We start from the raw sequence: 18,516 nt of genomic DNA, 5'->3' as shown, positions 1-18,516 counted from the left end.
CCCTATCCCGGCACCTGCGACAGGATCGTGCGCAGCCGCGCGAAACTGCCCGCGATGCCGTCGGGGGCGGGTTCGGCAATGAAGGCGTCCAGTTCGGGCCAGACCTTGATCGCCGCGTCGATGCGTTTGTCCGAGCCTTCCGCATATAGCCCCGCCTGAATCATCATCTCGGCCCGGTCATAGGCGCCGAGCAGGCTGCGCGCCTTGCCGATCAGCCGGTTTTCCTCGGGACCCGCCGCGTCGGGCAGCGAGCGCGAGACCGAACGCAGCAAATTGATCGCCGGGAAGCGCCCACGCTCCGCAATCTCGCGCTCCAGCACGACATGCCCGTCGAGCACGCCGCGCAGGATATCGGCGATCGGCTCGTCCATATCGGAACCGGCCACGAGGACCGAGAAGATACCGGTGATGTCGCCCTGACTTTCGGCGCCGGGGCCCGCGCGCTCGCCCAAGGCCATGATCTGATAGGAGGTCGAGGGCGGATAGCCGCGCAGCGATGCGGGCTCGCCCCCGGCCAAAGCGACCTCACGATGGGCTTCGGCAAAGCGCGTGATCGAGTCGGCGAGGAAAAGCACGTGCTGGCCCGCATCGCGGAAATGCTCGGCCACGGCCATCGCGGCCCAGGCGCAGCGACGGCGCACCAGCGGCGATTGATCCGAGGTTGCGGCGACGATCACCGCGCGGGCCATCCCCTCCGGGCCAAGGGTCTTTTCGACGAATTCCCGCAATTCCCGGCCGCGTTCGCCGATCAGCGCGATGACGACGATATCGGCAGACACCCCGCGCGCGAAACTCGCCAATAGCGAGGATTTTCCGACGCCCGATCCCGCGAAAAGGCCGACCCTTTGGCCTTGGACCAATGGCAGCATCGTGTCGAAAGCGGCGAGTGACGTCTCCAACCGGCCGCCCAACCGCTTGCGCTGGGCGGCAGGCGGAGGGCTTGCGCGCAATTCGCGCTCGCGCGCGCCGTGGATCAGCGGTTGCCCGTCGAGCGGCTTTCCGAACGGGTCGATGATGCGCCCGACCCAGCTGTCATGCGGAGCGATCCCGCCCTGACCGAGCAGCTCCACCTCGTCGTCGATCGCCACGCCATCGGCGGCTCCGTCTGGCAGCACGGTGACCGCCCCGCGCGTCAGCGACAGAACTTCCGCGCCGATCTCGCGCCCGCTTTGGCAGCGAATCGTCGCGCGGTCGCCAAGGGCCGCCGAACGGTCGAGACCGCTGACCTCGATCATCCCGCGCCGCACCTCGCGCACGCGCCCGACGGCGTGGGCGCTGGCGATAGCGCGCATTTCGGCGTGCAACAGGTCGAATCCCGCAAATGCCATTCTGGTCTCCGATGTTCTCGAAAGGTTTTCTAAACGATTCGCCCTTAAAGCTTGGTTGATAGCTCGGAGGAGAAGCCCCGATGTTCGAGAAGATTGAGATCATGAAAATGGCCAGTGCGATGGCCCGACACGCAGCAGCCCGTCAGAGCGCGGTTGCGGAAAATATCGCCAATGCGGACACGCCCGGCTACGCGGCGCGGGATCTGCCGCCTTTCGAAGACCTCTATCGTAGCGAGGTCGGCGGCGACCTGCGCGCGACGCGGCCCGGCCATATCGGCGCCGCGTCGACGATCACGACCGGACCGGAACCGCTCGCCTCCCCCGGGGTGACCTCGCCCGATGGCAATGCCGTTTCGCTGGAAGAGGAGATGGTCCGCTCGGTCGAGGTGAAGCGCGAGCATGACCTGTCGCTCGCGATCTACCGCTCCTCACTCAACATCTTGCGCAGTTCGCTTGGGAGGGGATGAGGATGACCGATTTCACCCAATCCATGGCGCTCTCCGCCTCGGGCATGAAAGCGCAGGCGATGCGGCTTCGGCACAGTTCCGAAAATATCGCGAATGCCGACACCCCCGGCTATCGCCGCAAGATGGCGGCCTTCGAGGAGGTCGTCGAGGCGGGCGGACGAACCGGCGAGGTTGCGCTCGGCCCGGTCCGGCTCGACCGTACGGAACTCACACGTATTTACGATCCTGGCCATCCGATGGCCGACGAGAACGGCTACTACGACGGCTCGAATGTCGATCTGGTGGTCGAAATCGCTGACGCGCGCGAAGCGCAGCGCAGCTACGAGGCGAATTTGCGCATGTTCGATCAGGCCCGGCAAATGTCGGCCTCCCTGCTCGAACTGCTTCGCCGCTAAGGACCGAGGAGATCTAGAATGGATTTGAACACCTCCCTTGCAACGCAAAGCTACGCCCAGGCCCGGGCCGCTGTCCCGCCGAAAACGGGTGGTTCCGGGCCGGGCCCCTTTTTCGAACAGGCGGCGAGTTCTTTCGTCGATGCGGCAAAGGCAGGCGAAGACGCCGCCAAATCTGCAATGACGGGCAAGGCCGATCCGCACGCGCTGGTGCAGGCCCTCGCGCAGAGTGAACTCGCGATCGAGACCGCGGTGACCGTCCGCAACAAGGTCGTCGAGGCCTATCAGGAAATTCTCAGGATGCCGGTCTGATGCAGGACGCGATCTTCTTCGACACGCTTCGGCAGGGCCTATGGATCGCCGTGCTGATCGCGGCGCCGCTGCTGTCGGTCGCCCTCGTCGCCGGGGTGACGATCGGCCTCTTTCAAGCGTTGACCTCGGTGCAGGAAATGACGCTGACATTCGTGCCGAAAGTGGGCGCGATGCTCGTCGTGTTCTGGGTGTCGATGAGTTTCATGTCGGAAAAGCTGGTGGAGTTCTTCACCCGCACCCTCCTGCCGATCATCGCCGGGGGCTAAGATGGATAACGCGATCTATGCCACGCTGACGCGGCAATCCGGCCTGATGCGCGAAATGCGCACCGTCGCCAACAACATCGCGAATGTCTCGACGACGGGCTTCCGGCGCGAAGGGGTGATCTTCTCCGAATACCTTTCGGGGCTCGAGGGCAACGAGCCTTCGCTGTCGATGGCGCGCGCGCATGGCCGCATGATCGACCGGAGCCAGGGGGGGCTGACCCAGACGGGGGGGGCCTTTGACTTCGCGATCGAGGGCGAGGGGTTCTTCATGATCGAGACCCCGCAGGGCAATCAGCTGACGCGGGCGGGAAGCTTCATTCCTTCCGCCGCGGGCGAGTTGTTGACGCCCGACGGCTATCGCCTCCTCGATTCCGGCGGCACCCCGGTGGCGATCCCGTCCGGGGCGAGCTCGGTCGCGCTCGCGGCCGATGGCACGCTGTCCAACAATGGCCAGCCGATCGCGCAGGTCGGCGTCTATCTTCCCACAGATCCCAACGGATTGCGCCACGTCGGCGGCACGCGGTTCACCGCCGAGGCGGGCGCCGACCCCGTCGAGGGCGCGGTGCTGATGCAAGGTTTTCTCGAAGACAGCAACGTCGATCCGGTCACCGAGATCGCACGCATGATCGAGGTCCAGCGCGCCTACGAGATGGGACAGGCCTTTCTCGAACGCGAAGACGAACGAATTCGCAGCGTCATCCAGACGCTCGCCCGCTAACAGGAGACCATGACATGAGAGCGCTTCAGATCGCGGCCACCGGCATGAGCGCGCAACAGATGCGCGTCGAGGTGATTTCCAACAACCTCGCGAACATGTCGACCACCGGCTACAATGCGCGCCGCGCCGAATTCGCCGATCTCTTCTATCAGCAGGCGACCCGCCCTGGCACGATCAACGCGACCGACGGGACGACCATTCCCGCCGGCGTTCAGCTCGGCCTCGGGGTGCGCCCGACCGCGGTGACGGTCAATGTCGCGCAGGGCTCGCTCAGCGCCACGGGCGGCGATCTGGACGTCGCGATCGATGGTAATGGATATCTGGAGGTGATGCTGCCATCGGGCATCTCCGCCTATACGCGCGATGGTGGGCTGAAACGCAACGGCACAGGCCAGATCGTGACCTCCGACGGCTACCCGGTCGTGCCCGAGATGACGATCCCGAACGATGCTCGGGCGATCGCCATCAACGCTCAGGGCGAGGTCTATGCCTATTTCAGCAATCAGGTGTCGCCGCAACTATTGGGGCAGTTCACCCTCGCGAATTTCTCGAACCAGAAAGGGCTCGAGGCGATGGGCTCGAACCTGTTTCTCGAAACCGGGGCCTCGGGGCCACCCAACGTGAACACGCCCGGCGCGGACGAATTGGGCACGCTGCGGCAGGGCTATCTGGAGGAAAGCTCGGTCGATCCGGTGCGCGAGATCACGGAGTTGATCAAGGCGCAGCGCGGCTACGAGCTGAACGCGAAGGTGATTTCGGCCGCGGACCAGATGCTCGGCGCAACGACGCAGGTGCGCTGATGCTGTTTCGGGCGATCCTGATTGCGCTAGCCAGCCTTTTGACAGGCCAAGCTTCGGCGGACACGCTCGTCGCGCTCCACACTTTGCGCGCGCGCACGATCGTCACGCGGGCTGATGTCGGGCTGCGGCCGGGCGAAGTGGTCGGGGCGTTGAGCGGGTCGGAGGAGGCCGTCGGCCTCGAGACGCGCACGGTGATCTATGCCGGGCGCCCGATCCGCGCGCGCGATCTCGGCCAACCCGCGATCGTCGAGCGTAACCAGATCATCCCGCTGCTGTTCCGCCTCGGATCGCTTGAGATCCGTACCGAAGGCCGCGCGCTCGACCGTGCCGGGATCGGAGAGACGATCCGCGTGATGAACGCGGCCTCCAAAACCGTGGTGTCCGCAACGCTTGGCGCGGATGGAACCGCCCATGTCGCGAGATGACGGGATCCGAAAGAGGAATTCGCGATGAAATCACCTGCACTGTTGCTTCTTTCGATTGCGCTTGTCGCCTGCGGGCGGCTCCAACAGGTCGGTAAGGCCCCCGATTTCACGCCGGTCGAAGGCGGGAACGAGTTCTATGCCATGGCCTCCTCGCCGCTGCCCGCCACGACCGTGGCCCGCACGCCCGAGCAGGAAGCTTCGCTTTGGTCGGGCGCGCGCAACTCGCTTCTGGGCGATCAGCGCGCCGCCCAGCGCGGTGACATTCTCACGGTTGTGATAGAGATTAACGACAAGGCTGAAATCTCGAATTCCACAGGCCGCTCGCGTAACGGCTCCGAAACGATGGGGGTGCCTTCGATGCTGGGCATTCCGCAGCGCATCGACAAGCGGCTGCCTGCGGGAGCGAGCATGGCCAATGCCGTCGCGACCAATTCGAACTCCTCCTATTCCGGCGACGGGCAAGTGTCGCGCAACGAGAAGCTGACCCTTCGCGTGGCCGCCACGATCATCGAGACACTCCCGAACGGCGTGCTGCGCATTCAGGGGAGCCAGGAGGTGCGAGTGAATTTCGAAGTGCGCGAGTTGATCGTCACCGGCTTCGTGCGCCCCGAGGATGTGAGCCGCCAGAACGAGATCACCTATGAAAAGATCGCGGGGGCGCGGATTTCTTATGGTGGGCGCGGGCAGATCACCGATGTGCAGCAGCCGCGTTACGGCCAGCAGATCGCCGATGTTCTTCTGCCGTTCTGAGGTGCCTTGATGTTTGGCAAACTTCTCCCGCTTCTCCTTGGTCTGATCGGCCTCGCCGGCGGTGGCGCGGCTGGCTATTTTCTGCGTCCTGCTCCGCCGCCCGCAGCCCCCCCGACGGCCCCCGCCGCTGCGGAGGCGGGGGCGGGCAAGTCTGCTGCCGCAACCGACGCGCATGGTGACCCGGTCGCCGTCGCTAATGGCGCCGGAGGCGAAGTCACCTCCGAATTCGTCAAGCTCAACAACCAGTTCATCGTGCCGCTGGTGACCGAGTCGCACATCTCCGGAATGGTTATCCTTTCGCTGAGCCTCGAGGTGACGGCGGGCGAAACCGAAGCCGTTTATCGCGCCGAGCCGAAACTGCGTGATGCGTTCCTTCAGGTGCTGTTCGATCACGCGAATACCGGCGGGTTTCAGGGTCTGTTCACCGATTCTGCGAACATGTCGCGCTTGCGCCGGGCCCTGACCGAGACGGCCCGCAACATTCTGGGCCCGAGTGTTCTTGCGGTTCTGGTTTCTGATATCGTGCGTCAGGACAGTTGAGCGCAGGCCGCCCAGCGGCGAACCGCGAAAAACCAGAGCCTCCGCGCCTCAGCGGGGCATTTCGCGTTTCGGGCGACCCAGTTTCGTGACGACGTCATGTCGGCCGACCGCGCGTGCAGTCGCGTCATGCTGCTTCGCGATCGCGGGATTCAGCTCGTCACGCGCAGCGCGAAGCCGCGTTTCTTCCAGCGAGAGATACCGGAGATAAGCGAGCGTGTTTTGCCTGAATGTCGGGTCCAGCGCGAGCGTCGCCCGGCTCGACCGCTCTTCTGCTTGCAGGCTCGCAATGCGCAAATCGAGCGCGCGGGCCTGGGCGTTCAGCCGTGCGAGCGCGGCGAGTTCCGCCTCGCTTTGCATGCGCGTCAACCGGGCGAGTTTCGTTAGACGCGCGACCTGCAGTTTGCTCATTTGCGCCATGCCGCGCCTCTACCCGCCGCCTTGCGCATCTTCTCCGCGAAGCGGATCGCGGCCGCGACGGGTTTGTAATGCTCGGGACGGATTTCCTCTCCGATCTCGATTGCCGCGAAGAGCGCGCGCGCGGTCGGCGGATCCGAATGAACGGGTACCGCGTTCTCCGCCGCGATTTCGCGTATCCGCGCCGCGACCGCATCGACCCCTTTCGACAGGCAGACCGGGGCGCGACCCGAGGCGCGATTCCATTTCAGCGCGACCGCATAGTGGGTCGGGTTGACGATCACGACGTCGGCCTTGGCGGTTTCGGGAACCGATTGCCGCATCGCAAGCTCCATCCCCTTCTGGCGCCGCTGCGCCTTGAGATGGGGGTCGCCGTCGGATTGCTTCATCTCGTCGGTCAGTTCCTTGCGCGTCATCCGGTTGCGCCGCAGGAATTCCACTCGTTGCCAGAGATAGTCGACGACGCCTATCGCTGCGGCGAGCGCGGTTACGATCATCAGGAACTCGGCGATCATACGAAACAACACGCCCGCGATCTGCACCGGTTCGAGATGCTGCGTCAGAAAGATCAGCTCCGCGCGCGCCCTGAGGTAGAGAAAGAGAGTCGTCGCGATCACGGCGAGTTTCGTCACGCTCTTGGCGAATTCGAACAATCCGCTGCGGCCGAATTTCTGCGCAGCATTTTTCAGCGGATTGATCCGGTTGAGCTTCGGTTGGATCTTGTCAGGCGCGACAACGACCGCGCGTTGCGCCCAATAGGCGACCAGCGCGGCGACCATCGGCACCACGAAAAACGGGGCGAGCGGCAGCAGGAGTTCTCCGATCACGCGCCCGCCCATGGCCGTCCCGCCACCGAAGAACTGCGCGGCCATCTCATCGGCGCGATCGAGCATTGCCATCGCGCCGCTGCCGAACCGCGTGAGGCTGAAGATGCCAAGGCCAAAGAGCGTCGCGAGAAAACTGCCGTAAACGGCAGCGACCGAAATATCGGAGGAGCGCACCAGATCGCCCTTGCGCCGCGCGGCCTCCAGCTTGTGCGGTGTCGGGTCGAATTCCTTCTCGCCGCCTTCGTCCTCGCTCATCGCACCGCTCCGAACGGGTTGGCGAGGAAGGCCATGACCGCCTCGCGCCAGATCGCGATCGCGGTCGGAGCGCAAAGCGCGAGCAGGATCAGCCCGCCCCCTGTCAGCGCCGGAGCGCCGACGAAAGCCACCATGAGCTGCGGCATGGCACGGTTAATCGCGCCGAGCGCGACGTTGTAGATCAACCCGGTGACCGCGAAAGGGGCGGCAAGCGTGAAGGCCAGCGAAAACGCTTGCGCGATGCCCGAGACGCCCCAGCCGCGCAATGCCTCGGGGTTGGGCCACTCGCCGACGGGCAGAACGTCGTAGGTGCCGATCATGAACTCGATGAGCCGGACATGAAACCCGAGGCTCATAAGCACCGCGATTCCGGCGATCATCAGCAGGTTTCCGATCGCGGGTTGCGGCTCGCCGCTCATACCGCCAAGCAGTTGCGCGAGCGAGCTCGACTGTGCCGCCATCGTGCCCGCAATCTGCAAGGCGAATACGAAAGCGCGCAAGCCGAACCCAAGGAACAGGCCGATCGCGATTTCCGAGATCAGCCAGATCGGCGGGCTTGCCCCAAGATCGACAGTGGCGAGCCTGGGGACGAGAGCCGGGATCATCACGAGCGTTATCGCGAGTGCGACGCCGGTCTTGATCCGCGCCGGCAGGCTGGTTTCGCCAAATCCCGGGGCCATTGCGACGATCCCGCCGACCCGAAGCAAGATGACGAAACCTATCAACAAGAAACTTTGCGTTTTCTGCAGAATCTCTGCGAGTTGATCTAGAAGCGGCGGGCTCATGCCGGAACCTGCCCGACCATCGCGGGCCGCGCCTCGAGGCCAATTTCCTCGTAGCTCAGAACCGGCGCGTTCAGACCTTTTGCGTTGATGACGGTGCGCAGAAACCGTCGCCTGCGTCCCGAAGAGACGAGCGCCGGGAACGTGCCCGCCTGTGCCGCGCCAGCAAGTTTTTCGGCGATATTCGCAGCGAGTTTGTTGAACAGATCGGGCGGTAAAGCGACATCGCCGCTCGCGTCGCCGCCGATCGTGTATTTGCCGAACCGCTCCTCCCAATCGGGCGCCAGTTGAATCAGGGGGATCGTGCCGTCGTCGCGCCGCAGATCGGCGACGAGCTGGAAACCGAGACGCTGGCGAACGTGCTCGCAAATCTGCTCCGGGGTTTGCAGGTGGCGGGCCTCCGAGATCGCCTCGACGATCAAAAGAAGGTTTCGGATCGAGACCCGTTCATCGAGCAGCAAGCGCAGGACCGCTAGAAGCAGGTCGATCGGAACCTTGTCGGGTATCAACTCGTCGAGGACGCGCCGATTTGCCTGCGCGCGCGTCGGATCGGAGAGGTTCGCGACCTCGTCTAGCAGCCGCCGCAACGCCCGTAACGTCATCAAACGCGAGAAATTCGCCTTGATTACCTCGAGAAGGTGCGTCGCGAGCACCTCCGTCGGCCCGACCACCGTCGAGCCTGCGAGCGCCGCATCCTCCTGCTGATGAGCGGGCACCCAAAGGGCTGGGGCGTGGAAGACGGGTTCGCGCACCTCTTCCCCGTCGGGCAGGAAATCGCGATTGTCCGCGATCAGTGCCAGCACATGCTCCGGCATCAACCGGTCGCGCGCCTGCTCCACCCCCTGAACGCGGATTCGGTAATGTCCAGGCGGCAAGGTCGCGTCGTCGGTCAACCGAATTTCCGGCAGGATCAGCCCGAAACTCGCCGCGACATGGTTGCGCATGTTCGAAATCCGCGCGTCGAGACCTGTGGCGGGATCGAGCGCCATCTTCACCAGATCGGGGGCGAATTCGACATGGATGTCGTCGATGTCGAGCACGTCGCCCATGGACTTCTGTTTCGGCCCGGTTTCGGGCGTGGGCATCTTCATCGCCTCGCGCCGGGTGCGCGCCCGCTCTGCGCGCCGCAGCATGAAGGCAGCCCCGCCAAGGAGGACGGCTCCCGCGGTGAAGGGCACGAAAGGCAGCCCCGGCACGAGACCGAACAGCGCCATCAGGACCGCCACGGTGGTCAGCGCGGCCGGATATTTACCAAGCTGGCGAAACAATTCCAGATCGGTGGAGCCTTTCGCGCCGCCACGCGAAAGCAGGATCGCCGCTGCGATCGAGATGATGACCGCGGGTATCTGGCTGACGAGGCCGTCGCCGACCGTGAGGATCGCATAGGTTTCGAGCGCGCGATCGAGCGGCATTCCATGCACCACCGTGCCGATGATCAGACCGACGACGAGGTTGAGCAACGTGATCAACAAACCTGCGACCGCGTCTCCTTTCACGAATTTGGACGCGCCATCGAGCGAGCCGAAAAAAGTGGTTTCCGCCTGTTCGCGTTCGCGCCGCTCCCGCGCTTCGGCGTGGTCGATCGCGCCCGCATTCATGTCGCTATCGATCGCAAGCTGCTTGCCCGGCATGGCGTCGAGCGCGAAACGCGCGCCGACTTCTGCCATGCGCCCGGCGCCTTTCGTGATCACGATAAAATTCACGATCAGGATCACGCAGAACACGACGAGCCCGATCAGGACCGAGCCGCTCATGATGAAATTCGCAAACCCCTCGATCACGCCACCCGCCGCGCCGGTGCCTGTATGGCCGTTGCCGATGATGAGTTTCGTCGAGGTAACGTTAAGCGAGAGCCGCAACATCAGCGTTGCGAGGAGAATCGTCGGGAAGGCGGAAAAATCGAGCGGTCGTTCGATGAACAAGGTGACAGTGAAGATCAGGATCGCGAGGGCGAAGGAGGTCGCCAGGCCGATGTCGAGAATCCAGGAGGGCACCGGCAGGATCATCATCGCGATGACCGCCATCAGTGCGAGCGCCAGCATGATGGTGGGTTGAAACGCACGGTGCACGAGCGGCGACGCCATCACATTCCTCGCGCTTTTTGCGCGGCTCGGATGAAGAGCGAGGCTCCCGGAGCACCGCCCACGCCTGGAGGCTCTGTTCCTTCCGAGCGAAGCAGGAGGGGATATTGGTTATCCCTGCTTTGCGCCGAAGGTTCGGTTCCTGCCAATATTATCTCCGGAATCTCAGGTGCCCCGGCGGTTGCCCGCGTGGCGGAGGTATTCACCACCTTTTCAGGTTCGACCTTGCCTGCGAGCTGGGCATGAAGACGCGCGAAGCGTGCAGAATAGCGCCTCGCATATTTCGGCGTGCGCGAATGATAGACCCCGGCAGCCTTCGTCCAGTCCCCAGTTTCGGCATAGAGAGATTTCAGAAACCGAGCCGCATATCGTGCATTTGTCAGCGGGTCGAACATGTCTTCGATCGAAGAAAAATGCTGCCCATGCCATTTGAAGTTGATCTGGAAACAGCCGACATCGAAACTTCGCGCGCCGCGTTTGAATTCCTTGAATACATAAGCCAGCGCCAAATCCCGGGAGTCGAACCAGTGTCCCGCCCCCTCCATGTTCACGGTCCAGGGCCAGGGCTGGAAGCCACCTGCTCCCTTGCGACCCGTCTCATTCAACGAAATCGCCATGAGCACCGCGTAAGGCACATCGCTTTCGCGCGACGCTTGTTTCGTGGCGGCCTCGCATAGCTGGGGCTGTCCCGCCGCGGATAGCGGGGTGAGGGTCAGACATAAGATATAAAGTGCCCGCCGAAACCAAGGCATGGGATTTTCCCTTTGCAGTGCAATTCTTGCGACCCCAAACCTAGCGGGCAAAGCTTTAGAATCCGTTTCCGAAGATTTTGCCCGTCACTGCTGAACAGGGGGCAAAGCAAGGCGATCGAGCATTTTCGACAGCGTTTCGCGTTCTGCCTGGCTTTGCTCCAACAGGCTGCGGGCCCGCGTGAGCGGCCCGCCTTTCACCTCCTTCGTTTGTGAGGACGTCGCCCCGAAAGTTTCCAGAAAACGCTGTTCTACCGCATCTGGAGGGGCGTCCAGGCTTGACCAATCGCCCTTGTGCCAGGATTGCGCGCGGGCCCCTTCCGGATTGCCCGCGCGAAGGTAGGCGGCGCGCGCCTCGTCGTGGCGACCGAGTCGAGACAAGGCAGCGGCTCTGATCTGCTCGATCTGTTTACCCTCCAAATCCTTCAGATGCGCGACGGCGGCAGCTGGATCCAGTTCGAGGAGCGCGGCCCGCGCGAGCAGAGTTTTGTCCTGCACCGACAACGGATCGGCCTGTCCGAGAAGGCGCACGGCAACGGCAGGCATTCCCAGAGATATTGCACGTCCGGCCAGTTCTTGTCGCAGCCCGGAGGTCTGCGCGGCTTTCTCAGCTAGGGGCAATTGGTCATAAAGGGTTCGAAGGAAATCCCCGTCGCCGGCTTGCCCAACCAACCGCGTGAATATCGCTTCGAGCGTGCCCTTCGAATCCGCGATCTCGGTCGCATCTGAGTAAATCTCGAAGGCTTTGCCGAATTCGGAATTCGCGGCGTGGCCAATCGCGGCGATACGACGCAATTCCGGAGCCTCCGGCGCGTCGGCGAGTTCGAAAGCCAAGGCCTCTGCATTCGCAAGAGCTGCCGGGTCGACCGCTCCGCCCGCGTCGATCTGGCTGTTGAGCCACAAGATCAACGCGCGCAGCCCTTGCGCCGAGTTCGTCTTCGAAAGCGCTTCAAGGCGCCCCGAAGCTTGCGGATCGCCCTCCACCACTTGGATTTCGGCTTCCATCGTGTCGAGCGCACGTCGATCCCCGGTCGTGATCCGGCTGACAGCCGGCTCGAGCGATCGTGCCACATCCGCCGCTCCGATCTGCGTGAGGCGGGCCACAAGGTTTGGCGCCAGAGACCGTCGCAAATCGGCTGGAAGCGCCTCGAAATGTCGGCGAAGCGCCGCGAAGGCAACATCGCGTTTTTCGGGAAGCGGGTCAGCTGCGAGGAAGGCCCAAAGCGCGACCGCGCCATTGCAATCGGTGAGCTGAGCAAGCGGCGAGGTGCCGGCGGCAGGATCGGCGTCGAGCACCGCTCCCACGAAGAGCAGCGCATTCTTGCTCGGTCCATCCTTGCCCATATCGCGCAACAGCGCGCGGGCCTCCGTCCCGAAGCCGAAGGCGATGTAAAGCCGCGCCAATGCTGTCACCTTACGCGGATTGGGTGCGTCGAATTCGCCCAAGAGGCCTTTTCGCGCATCGCTGATCTGAGCGAAGGCCGGACGCTCGTCGACCCAGTTCGCGAGCTCGAAATATCGGTCGGGCGGGCACCCGGATACCTCGGAAGGCGCCTGAAGGCCTGTGGCAAGTTGGTCACGGTCGATCGCTGTAACCGAGTCGATCGCAAGATGCGGTGGAGGTGTCGGGCCCTGAGGCGCCTGCGGAATTTCAGCCGTTTCGGCGGCCCTGTCGCCTGTGGGCGGTGCAGCGTGTCGCCCTTGCGCGGGCTTTTCCACGGTCGGCGTCATCTGTGGCGTGACGAGCCCCTGCGATGCCGCGCGCGACATCTGGCGTAGAAGGCGCTCTTCAATGCCATCGAGCCGTGGATCGGGTTTCGGGGGGAGGGGCGGTTTGGGCGCGCCATCAGAGATATTCACCGGCGCGTTGGCAGGCTCCTCTTGTGCAGTCGTAGCTCGCCAGAACAGGTCGAGGTAGTCGTCTCCGATCCTCACGGGTTGAACGGTTTTCGGGCGGGGCCGAGAGGCTGGTGGGGGCTTCGTTGACGTGGTCTGCGATCGATCTTCACCCGTCGCAATTACCGGAGGGACGGTTTGACCTGGAGAAGGATCCTTGAGGTCGATGACAAACGCGCCGCTCTCGAGCGAGAAGGTTTCAGGCGCGACCCCGGGCGCGAGTTTCAGAAACAACCCGCCATCGGCTTGTGCCGCGAGCGCCTGCAATCTGTCACGGGGTATCAACTCGAAAACGTTCTGGGTCGCGAATTGCGGCTCGGGGGCGTCAGTATCTATCCGTATCCCCCCATCGACAGGCGTAATCGCCCGGCTCGCCGATGCCGGTAGATAGACGACAAGGCGGGAAAAGCCGTCATGCTCCCCCGATTTGACCGGAATCACCGTTGCATGTGCCGGCGCGAGGGGCAGCAGAAATAGAAGTGCGAACCAGAGCCTCATGCCGCCTCCGACTTCACCGACTTCAAGGCCTCCTCAAGGTCGGAGAAGCTGGGGCGAATATGGTGGGGCGTGTTCTGGCGACCGACCTCGATGCAGATATTGGTCGCGTGGTTGTGCAGGTTGGCGATCAACACCTCGCGGATAAGCTTGTAGAAGTGGCTGTCTTCGTCGGTCACCCCTTTCATCCGGCTCGCGAAAGGGGCGATGAATCCGTAGGCGATGAACACGCCGAGAAAGGTTCCGACAAGCGCGCCGCCGATCATCTTGCCGAGAATTTCCGGAGGCTGATCGATCGAGCCCATCGTTTTGATCACCCCGAGCACTGCCGCGACGATCCCGAGGGCGGGCATCGCGTCGGCCACCGACTGCATAGCGTGGCTCGAATGCATGGCATGGTGGTAATTTGCCTCGAGTTGCTTGTCGAGAACCTCTTCCACCTGCATGGGATCGTCGTAGTTCATCGAAGCCGATCGCATCGTGTCACATATGATGTCGACCGCCTCGTGATCGTGGAGGATTTTCGGATATTTTCCGAAGATCGAGGATTTTTCCGGATCTTCGATATGTTCTTCGATTGCGACGGGGTTCTGTCGGGCGAGCCGGATCAATTCGAACAGAAGGCACAGAAGATCGCGATAGTCGTCGGGTTTCCATTTGGGGCCTTTGAAGACCTTCCCGACATCCTTCAGCGTATGCTTGATCGAGGCCAGGTCGTTCGAGAGTACAAAGGCGCCCACGGCTGCGCCGCCGATCATGATCATCTCGAAAGGCAGGGATTTGAGAATAATCCCCATCTTGCCGCCCGCCGCGACATAGCCGCCGAACACCATCACGAAGATGATCACGATCCCGATGACGCCGATCATGGAAAGCCTCTTCCGTTTCTCTCGGGCGACTTTGGATGATTCGGTTTAAGAAAGGCCCAAGAGCCTCAAACATCGCTCAGTTGCGCGGTGCGCCCGCGTTGCGGCCTGCCATCAGCACGCTGATCGCGTAGGCCGTTTTGGGTTCGAGACTCTCCATGACCGCAGCGGCGGCGGCGGGGCGCATGCGCGCGAGGAAACCGGCGGCGAAATTCGGGTCCATTTCGGCGAAAAGCGGCGCGGCCTGTTTCGGCTTCATGTTCTCGTACAGCGCAACGAGCTTTCCGACATCCTTGTCGGCACCCTCTTCCGCCACGGCGACGGTCCTGGACAGCGCCTCTTCCGCCGCGACGAGATCGTTCAGTCGCTTTTCCAAGCGGGTTTCGGCAAGGGCGAGCGCATTGCGGCGGTCAGTAAGCAGTCCTTCCTGTTCGACCAGTTTCGCTTCCCGCGCCTTGAGATCGGCGAGCATCGCCGTGAACCCGGCGTCGTCGATACAACCGTCCTGCGGTTTTGTCGCCTGTGTCTCGTGCGCTGGTTCCGCGGTATCGCGCGCCCAAGCTCCGCTCTGTGCAAGCTGCATGCCGCCGGAGAGGACAAAAAGCGCAGCGATGATCCAGAGGGCACCGCGGCCCGGGCGGGGCCTGCGCCTACCGGGTTTGCGTTCGGCTGCGCGGTTCATTGCGCGGCCTCGATATCCGTTTCGCGTTGCCGCCGGCGCAGCACGCGGCGGCGTGGTTCACCGTCTTCGGGAAGATCATGCAGGGAGGCCAGAAGCAGCTCGAGCTTCTCCGCCCCCGCCTCCGCGCGTTCGGTCAGCGCGCGCAATTGTCGCTCGGATGTGCCCGCGGTGGCCTGCGCCCGTTCAAGCGCGCGAGTCATGTCGTCGACCTGCGCGGACAGCACGGCGATGGCCCCGCCCATCCCGGTTTCGAGTTGGTTGAATCGCTTGAGCCTGCGCGCGAGCACGAAGCAATAGGTCGCCGCCGCCAAGGCTGCGAGTCCGGATGTGATTTCGGCAAGGAATTGCATCAGCCTCTCCCTCAGTTCAGCACGAATTCGATGACGAGAAGGTCGCGCACGCGCCCGTCTCCGGTGACCAGTTGAATCCGTCGCAACATCTGCGCGCGCAGGCGCATCATCGCGCTCGGGTCTTCCAGAAGGCTGACGTCGACGGCGCGCAGATACCCATTCAGCACGTCCATCACGCGCGGCTTCAGCAGCTCTACGTCATGTTCATAGGCGCTCGGCACTTCGAGTTGCGCCGCGAAGCGCAGATGGCGCGCGGAGGCGCCGCTCAGCGTAATTGCGAGCGGGTCGAGTGCGACATAGGCGATGTCGGGAAGTGCCTCCGGTGTATGGGCCTCCGGCGCAGCGGCGGCATGCGTGGCCTCTGGAGGCGCGAGAACCAGCCCCGAATAGACCGCGTAGAACCCACCGCTCCCCAGCATAAGCATGAGGACGAGGCCGATCAGGAGCATCAGCTTGGTCTTCTTCTTAGGCGGCTCGTCCGCCTCGGCAGTGGCTTCCGTCATGGGGGCCTCGCTGTGTCGGGTCGAGGCTTGGAATAGCCGAGTCGGACTAACCGATTGTTAATCGCAATGAAGGAAGGTGCCCGTGACGCCGGGCAGAACGCCCGCTCTCTGGAGGTTCGTCTTGCAGCAACTCATCGACACTTGGGCTGGCCTGGATATGCGCCGGAAACTCGCCGCGGTTTTCGGCGTGATTGCGATGGTCGCCACGGTCTTAGCAATCGGATCGATCGCGTCGAAGCCGACGCTGGCCTTGCTTTACGCGGGCCTCGGCAGCGCGGAGGCGGGCGAGGTGATCTCCGCGCTCGAACAGCGCGGGGTGGCCTACGAGGTGCGTGGCGATTCGATCTTTGTCGCCGCGCCGAAGCGGGACGAATTGCGCATGACTCTCGCCTCGCAAGGTCTGCCCGCGACCGGTGGCGCAGGCTATGAGCTGCTCGATTCGCTCTCGGGCTTCGGCACGACCTCGCAGATGTTTGACGCCGCCTATTGGCGCGCGAAAGAAGGGGAATTGGCGCGAACCATCGCTGCGGTGCCGTCTATTCGGTCGGCGCGCGTGCATATCGCGCATCCGACGAATGCGCCTTTTCGCGGAACGCCTGAGCCGACGGCCTCTGTGACGATCACGCCGGCTCTTGCGGGGCTGAGCGCTGCGCAGGCGAAGGCCGTTCGCTATCTCGTGGCCTCGGCGGTAACCGGCATGACGCCCGAAGATGTCTCGGTAATCGACTCGGCGCGTGGGCTCATTCCCTTCAGCGACAATCCCGCGCTGCCCGGCGGCGGGGAGACTCGCGCTCTGGCGCTGAAGCGGAACGTCGAACGGCTGCTGGAGGCGCGCGTCGGTCCCGGGAATGCCGTGGTCGAGGTGGCGCTCGACACCGTGACAGAGCGCGAGGCGATCACCGAGCGTCGCTTCGACCCGCAGGGCCGGGTGGCGATCGCGACCGACACGTCCGAAACCTCGAAAACCTCCGATTCGACGACACCCCCGGCGACGACCGTGGCCTCCAACCTGCCCGACAACGGGACTGGCGCGACCGGCAAGTCGCAAAGCCGTACGAGCGAGACGCGCGCGCGCACCAACTTCGAAGTCTCTGAGACGCGTCGTGAATTGCTTCGCAAGCCCGGCGCTCTCAAGCGGCTTAGCGTCGCGGTGCTGGTCGACGGGGTGCGCGGCACCAATCCCGACGGGACACCTAGCTGGACGCCGCGCAGCGATGCCGAACTGGCCGATCTGCGCGAGCTCGTGGCCTCCGCGGTGGGATTCGACGAGGCGCGGGGCGACGTGATCACGCTGCGCTCCATGCAGTTCGAGGCGCTGCCGGAAGCGGGGACCCTCGCTGACGCCGGGTTCATCGACAGCATGGCCCTCGATCTGACGCAGATCATCCAGATCGCGGTGCTCGCAATCGTTGCGCTGGTGCTCGGCCTCTTCGTCGCGCGCCCGATCCTGCTGCAGAAAACCCGAGAAGGAGCCGCGGAACTGCCGGCGCCAAATGCCACGTCAGAGGAGAACTCCCGGTCTTCAACGACGCTCACCGGTGAAATCGACGATGGGGAGATGCCCGATATGAACATGCAGCTGGTGTCCGACTTCGACCTCGGGGATCTACCGATGGCGCGACAGACGGATTTCGATCTCGACCGCCCTGCCGATCCGGTTGACCGCCTCAAGAAGATGATCGAGGAGCGTCAGGCCGAAACCGTCGAAATCCTGCGTAGCTGGATGGAAGAACCGTCGGAGAAAGCGTGATGGGCCAAAGGCTGAAACTCGAATCCTTTGAGCCGAAGGCGAGCGAGGCGGGTGAAATCGCGCTCGACCCGGCCGAGTTGGAAGAGACCAAGCTGGCCGCGTTCGAGACCGGTTACCAGGCAGGCTGGGACGATGCGGTCGCCGCGCAAAACGCCGAAACCGCGCGACTTCACGGCGATCTCGGGCGCAACCTGCAGGCGCTGGGCTTCACCTATAACGAGGCGCGCCAGCACATGCTCGGTGCGCTCGAGCCGCTTCTGCTCGAGATTTGCGGAAAACTGTTGCCCGAGCTCGCGCGTGCGTCGCTTAGCGCCGTCGTGGCCGAGCAATTGATGCCGATTGCCGGGGATCTCTGCGCTAGGCCGATCACGGTGGTCGGCAATCCGACCGCATTGCCGCAGATCCAAGAGGCGCTGGCGCCGCGTGCAGACTTGCCGCTCGCATTCGTCGCGGAGCCCAGCCTTGGCGAAGGGCAGGTCTATCTGCGCTTCGCCGATACCGAGACCCGCGTCGATCTCGACGCCGTCATCGCCGCCATTTCGCGCGCGGTCACGACCTATTTCACCGCCACCGCGAAGGACAAGCCCGATGAATGAGACCGCGCCGAATGCCTCGACCGCCAATCCCTTCACGCAGGTGCCGATCGAGATCACCATCTCGGTCGGCAAGGCCCGCCCGCTGGTGCGCGATTTGCTGCGCCTGAAGCGCGATGCGGTGCTGTCCCTCGACCGGAAAGTGGACGACCCGGTTGAACTCTACGTGGGAGACAAGCTGATCGCGCGCGGCGAGCTGACCGAGATTGACGGCAGCGACGGGCAGCTTGCGGTACGGCTCACCGAGGTGGCCGATCTGCAAAACGGCCTGTGAC

General features: G+C 63.7%; 23 protein-coding genes. 12 read left to right on the top strand and 11 right to left on the bottom strand.

The annotated features are described in order from the left end of the window. Positions 1-2 precede the first annotated feature (2 nt). Positions 3-1,328, bottom strand: coding sequence for a FliI/YscN family ATPase (locus B6V72_RS09780; protein ID WP_088735452.1), 1,326 nt, complete (start codon positions 1,326-1,328; stop codon positions 3-5). Between the two features lie 80 nt (positions 1,329-1,408). On the opposite strand from B6V72_RS09780, the gene B6V72_RS09775 reads away from it, so the two are divergent. The 9 genes from B6V72_RS09775 to B6V72_RS09735 are packed head-to-tail and all read left to right on the top strand — an operon-like array spanning position 1,409 to position 5,998. Continuing rightward, positions 1,409-1,795, top strand: a complete 387-nt coding sequence (locus B6V72_RS09775) for a FlgB family protein (protein WP_088735451.1) — start codon at positions 1,409-1,411, stop codon at positions 1,793-1,795. A 2-nt stretch (positions 1,796-1,797) separates the two neighbouring features. After that, positions 1,798-2,190, top strand: a complete 393-nt coding sequence (flgC, locus tag B6V72_RS09770) for a flagellar basal body rod protein FlgC (protein WP_088727600.1) — start codon at positions 1,798-1,800, stop codon at positions 2,188-2,190. Positions 2,191-2,208: 18 nt separating this feature from the next. After that, positions 2,209-2,499: a flagellar hook-basal body complex protein FliE gene (fliE, locus tag B6V72_RS09765; protein WP_088735450.1), complete on the top strand. Its 291-nt coding sequence runs from the start codon at positions 2,209-2,211 to the stop codon at positions 2,497-2,499. Beyond that, positions 2,499-2,765 carry a flagellar biosynthetic protein FliQ gene (locus B6V72_RS09760; RefSeq protein ID WP_088719873.1) on the top strand — a complete coding sequence of 89 codons (267 nt, stop codon included), beginning with the start codon at positions 2,499-2,501 and terminating at the stop codon, positions 2,763-2,765. The genes fliE and B6V72_RS09760 overlap by 1 nt, the downstream gene beginning before the upstream one ends. Before the next feature lies 1 nt (position 2,766). Next, positions 2,767-3,483, top strand: a complete 717-nt coding sequence (locus tag B6V72_RS09755) for a flagellar hook-basal body complex protein (RefSeq protein ID WP_088735449.1) — start codon at positions 2,767-2,769, stop codon at positions 3,481-3,483. 14 nt (positions 3,484-3,497) lie between these two features. Next, entirely contained in the window at positions 3,498-4,283 is a 786-nt protein-coding gene (flgG, locus tag B6V72_RS09750) for a flagellar basal-body rod protein FlgG (protein WP_088735448.1), read from the top strand. Then, positions 4,283-4,708 carry a flagellar basal body P-ring formation chaperone FlgA gene (flgA, locus tag B6V72_RS09745; RefSeq protein ID WP_088735447.1) on the top strand — a complete coding sequence of 142 codons (426 nt, stop codon included), beginning with the start codon at positions 4,283-4,285 and terminating at the stop codon, positions 4,706-4,708. Before flgG ends, flgA begins: the two co-directional genes overlap by 1 nt. A gap of 24 nt (positions 4,709-4,732) precedes the next feature. Further along, a complete protein-coding gene (flgH, locus tag B6V72_RS09740) occupies positions 4,733-5,458 on the top strand; it encodes a flagellar basal body L-ring protein FlgH (protein ID WP_088735446.1) in 726 nt (241 codons plus the stop codon). A gap of 9 nt (positions 5,459-5,467) precedes the next feature. Continuing rightward, on the top strand, positions 5,468-5,998 hold the full coding sequence (locus B6V72_RS09735; protein ID WP_088735445.1) for a flagellar basal body-associated FliL family protein: 531 nt from the start codon (positions 5,468-5,470) through the stop codon (positions 5,996-5,998). A gap of 48 nt (positions 5,999-6,046) precedes the next feature. On the opposite strand, the gene B6V72_RS09730 is transcribed toward B6V72_RS09735, so the two are convergent. From B6V72_RS09730 to B6V72_RS09685, 10 genes are all read right to left on the bottom strand, one after another. Beyond that, complete coding sequence (locus B6V72_RS09730; protein ID WP_088735444.1) at positions 6,047-6,415, bottom strand: hypothetical protein; 369 nt, start codon at positions 6,413-6,415, stop codon at positions 6,047-6,049. Then, positions 6,403-7,494, bottom strand: a complete 1,092-nt coding sequence (locus B6V72_RS09725; RefSeq protein ID WP_088735443.1) for a flagellar type III secretion system protein FlhB — start codon at positions 7,492-7,494, stop codon at positions 6,403-6,405. Before B6V72_RS09725 ends, B6V72_RS09730 begins: the two co-directional genes overlap by 13 nt. Further along, positions 7,491-8,279 (bottom strand): flagellar biosynthetic protein FliR, encoded by a 789-nt coding sequence (locus B6V72_RS09720; RefSeq protein ID WP_088735442.1) that lies wholly within the window; start codon positions 8,277-8,279, stop codon positions 7,491-7,493. The genes B6V72_RS09725 and B6V72_RS09720 overlap by 4 nt, the downstream gene beginning before the upstream one ends. Then, a complete protein-coding gene (flhA, locus tag B6V72_RS09715; RefSeq protein WP_088735441.1) occupies positions 8,276-10,360 on the bottom strand; it encodes a flagellar biosynthesis protein FlhA in 2,085 nt (694 codons plus the stop codon). Before flhA ends, B6V72_RS09720 begins: the two co-directional genes overlap by 4 nt. Then, positions 10,360-11,109 (bottom strand): transglycosylase SLT domain-containing protein, encoded by a 750-nt coding sequence (locus tag B6V72_RS09710; RefSeq protein ID WP_088735440.1) that lies wholly within the window; start codon positions 11,107-11,109, stop codon positions 10,360-10,362. Before B6V72_RS09710 ends, flhA begins: the two co-directional genes overlap by 1 nt. 84 nt (positions 11,110-11,193) lie before the next feature. Continuing rightward, a complete protein-coding gene (locus tag B6V72_RS09705; protein ID WP_146696193.1) occupies positions 11,194-13,500 on the bottom strand; it encodes a hypothetical protein in 2,307 nt (768 codons plus the stop codon). Continuing rightward, complete coding sequence (motA, locus tag B6V72_RS09700; protein WP_075775267.1) at positions 13,497-14,366, bottom strand: flagellar motor stator protein MotA; 870 nt, start codon at positions 14,364-14,366, stop codon at positions 13,497-13,499. The genes B6V72_RS09705 and motA overlap by 4 nt, the downstream gene beginning before the upstream one ends. Positions 14,367-14,442: 76 nt before the next feature. Then, positions 14,443-14,946: a hypothetical protein gene (locus B6V72_RS09695; RefSeq protein WP_146696192.1), complete on the bottom strand. Its 504-nt coding sequence runs from the start codon at positions 14,944-14,946 to the stop codon at positions 14,443-14,445. A 95-nt stretch (positions 14,947-15,041) separates the two neighbouring features. Then, positions 15,042-15,395, bottom strand: a complete 354-nt coding sequence (locus B6V72_RS09690) for a hypothetical protein (protein ID WP_075775269.1) — start codon at positions 15,393-15,395, stop codon at positions 15,042-15,044. Positions 15,396-15,406: 11 nt separating this feature from the next. Further along, positions 15,407-15,898, bottom strand: a complete 492-nt coding sequence (locus B6V72_RS09685; RefSeq protein WP_075775270.1) for a flagellar basal body-associated FliL family protein — start codon at positions 15,896-15,898, stop codon at positions 15,407-15,409. A gap of 121 nt (positions 15,899-16,019) precedes the next feature. On the opposite strand from B6V72_RS09685, the gene fliF reads away from it, so the two are divergent. Genes fliF through B6V72_RS09670 form a run of 3 tightly spaced genes read left to right on the top strand, consistent with a single transcriptional unit; the run spans position 16,020 to position 18,515 of the window. Further along, on the top strand, positions 16,020-17,648 hold the full coding sequence (gene fliF, locus B6V72_RS09680; protein ID WP_088735437.1) for a flagellar basal-body MS-ring/collar protein FliF: 1,629 nt from the start codon (positions 16,020-16,022) through the stop codon (positions 17,646-17,648). Then, complete coding sequence (locus B6V72_RS09675) at positions 17,648-18,244, top strand: flagellar biosynthesis protein (protein ID WP_088735436.1); 597 nt, start codon at positions 17,648-17,650, stop codon at positions 18,242-18,244. The genes fliF and B6V72_RS09675 overlap by 1 nt, the downstream gene beginning before the upstream one ends. Then, positions 18,237-18,515 (top strand): FliM/FliN family flagellar motor switch protein, encoded by a 279-nt coding sequence (locus B6V72_RS09670; protein ID WP_075775273.1) that lies wholly within the window; start codon positions 18,237-18,239, stop codon positions 18,513-18,515. The genes B6V72_RS09675 and B6V72_RS09670 overlap by 8 nt, the downstream gene beginning before the upstream one ends. Position 18,516 lies beyond the last annotated feature (1 nt).

It is taken from the genome of Thioclava sp. F34-6 (genome assembly GCF_002213235.1).
GTDB lineage: Bacteria > Pseudomonadota > Alphaproteobacteria > Rhodobacterales > Rhodobacteraceae > Thioclava > Thioclava nitratireducens.
This window is presented reverse-complemented; position numbering and strand designations above follow the sequence as displayed.

Coding starts and splice junctions, on each gene's coding strand:
- B6V72_RS09780 (WP_088735452.1), bottom strand. CDS start 1,328: ATGGCATTTGCGGGATTCGACCTGTTGCACGCCGAAATGCGCGCTATC.
- B6V72_RS09775 (WP_088735451.1), top strand. CDS start 1,409: ATGTTCGAGAAGATTGAGATCATGAAAATGGCCAGTGCGATGGCCCGA.
- flgC (WP_088727600.1), top strand. CDS start 1,798: ATGACCGATTTCACCCAATCCATGGCGCTCTCCGCCTCGGGCATGAAA.
- fliE (WP_088735450.1), top strand. CDS start 2,209: ATGGATTTGAACACCTCCCTTGCAACGCAAAGCTACGCCCAGGCCCGG.
- B6V72_RS09760 (WP_088719873.1), top strand. CDS start 2,499: ATGCAGGACGCGATCTTCTTCGACACGCTTCGGCAGGGCCTATGGATC.
- B6V72_RS09755 (WP_088735449.1), top strand. CDS start 2,767: ATGGATAACGCGATCTATGCCACGCTGACGCGGCAATCCGGCCTGATG.
- flgG (WP_088735448.1), top strand. CDS start 3,498: ATGAGAGCGCTTCAGATCGCGGCCACCGGCATGAGCGCGCAACAGATG.
- flgA (WP_088735447.1), top strand. CDS start 4,283: ATGCTGTTTCGGGCGATCCTGATTGCGCTAGCCAGCCTTTTGACAGGC.
- flgH (WP_088735446.1), top strand. CDS start 4,733: ATGAAATCACCTGCACTGTTGCTTCTTTCGATTGCGCTTGTCGCCTGC.
- B6V72_RS09735 (WP_088735445.1), top strand. CDS start 5,468: ATGTTTGGCAAACTTCTCCCGCTTCTCCTTGGTCTGATCGGCCTCGCC.
- B6V72_RS09730 (WP_088735444.1), bottom strand. CDS start 6,415: ATGGCGCAAATGAGCAAACTGCAGGTCGCGCGTCTAACGAAACTCGCC.
- B6V72_RS09725 (WP_088735443.1), bottom strand. CDS start 7,494: ATGAGCGAGGACGAAGGCGGCGAGAAGGAATTCGACCCGACACCGCAC.
- B6V72_RS09720 (WP_088735442.1), bottom strand. CDS start 8,279: ATGAGCCCGCCGCTTCTAGATCAACTCGCAGAGATTCTGCAGAAAACG.
- flhA (WP_088735441.1), bottom strand. CDS start 10,360: ATGGCGTCGCCGCTCGTGCACCGTGCGTTTCAACCCACCATCATGCTG.
- B6V72_RS09710 (WP_088735440.1), bottom strand. CDS start 11,109: ATGCCTTGGTTTCGGCGGGCACTTTATATCTTATGTCTGACCCTCACC.
- B6V72_RS09705 (WP_146696193.1), bottom strand. CDS start 13,500: ATGAGGCTCTGGTTCGCACTTCTATTTCTGCTGCCCCTCGCGCCGGCA.
- motA (WP_075775267.1), bottom strand. CDS start 14,366: ATGATCGGCGTCATCGGGATCGTGATCATCTTCGTGATGGTGTTCGGC.
- B6V72_RS09695 (WP_146696192.1), bottom strand. CDS start 14,946: ATGCAGCTTGCACAGAGCGGAGCTTGGGCGCGCGATACCGCGGAACCA.
- B6V72_RS09690 (WP_075775269.1), bottom strand. CDS start 15,395: ATGCAATTCCTTGCCGAAATCACATCCGGACTCGCAGCCTTGGCGGCG.
- B6V72_RS09685 (WP_075775270.1), bottom strand. CDS start 15,898: ATGACGGAAGCCACTGCCGAGGCGGACGAGCCGCCTAAGAAGAAGACC.
- B6V72_RS09675 (WP_088735436.1), top strand. CDS start 17,648: ATGGGCCAAAGGCTGAAACTCGAATCCTTTGAGCCGAAGGCGAGCGAG.
- B6V72_RS09670 (WP_075775273.1), top strand. CDS start 18,237: ATGAATGAGACCGCGCCGAATGCCTCGACCGCCAATCCCTTCACGCAG.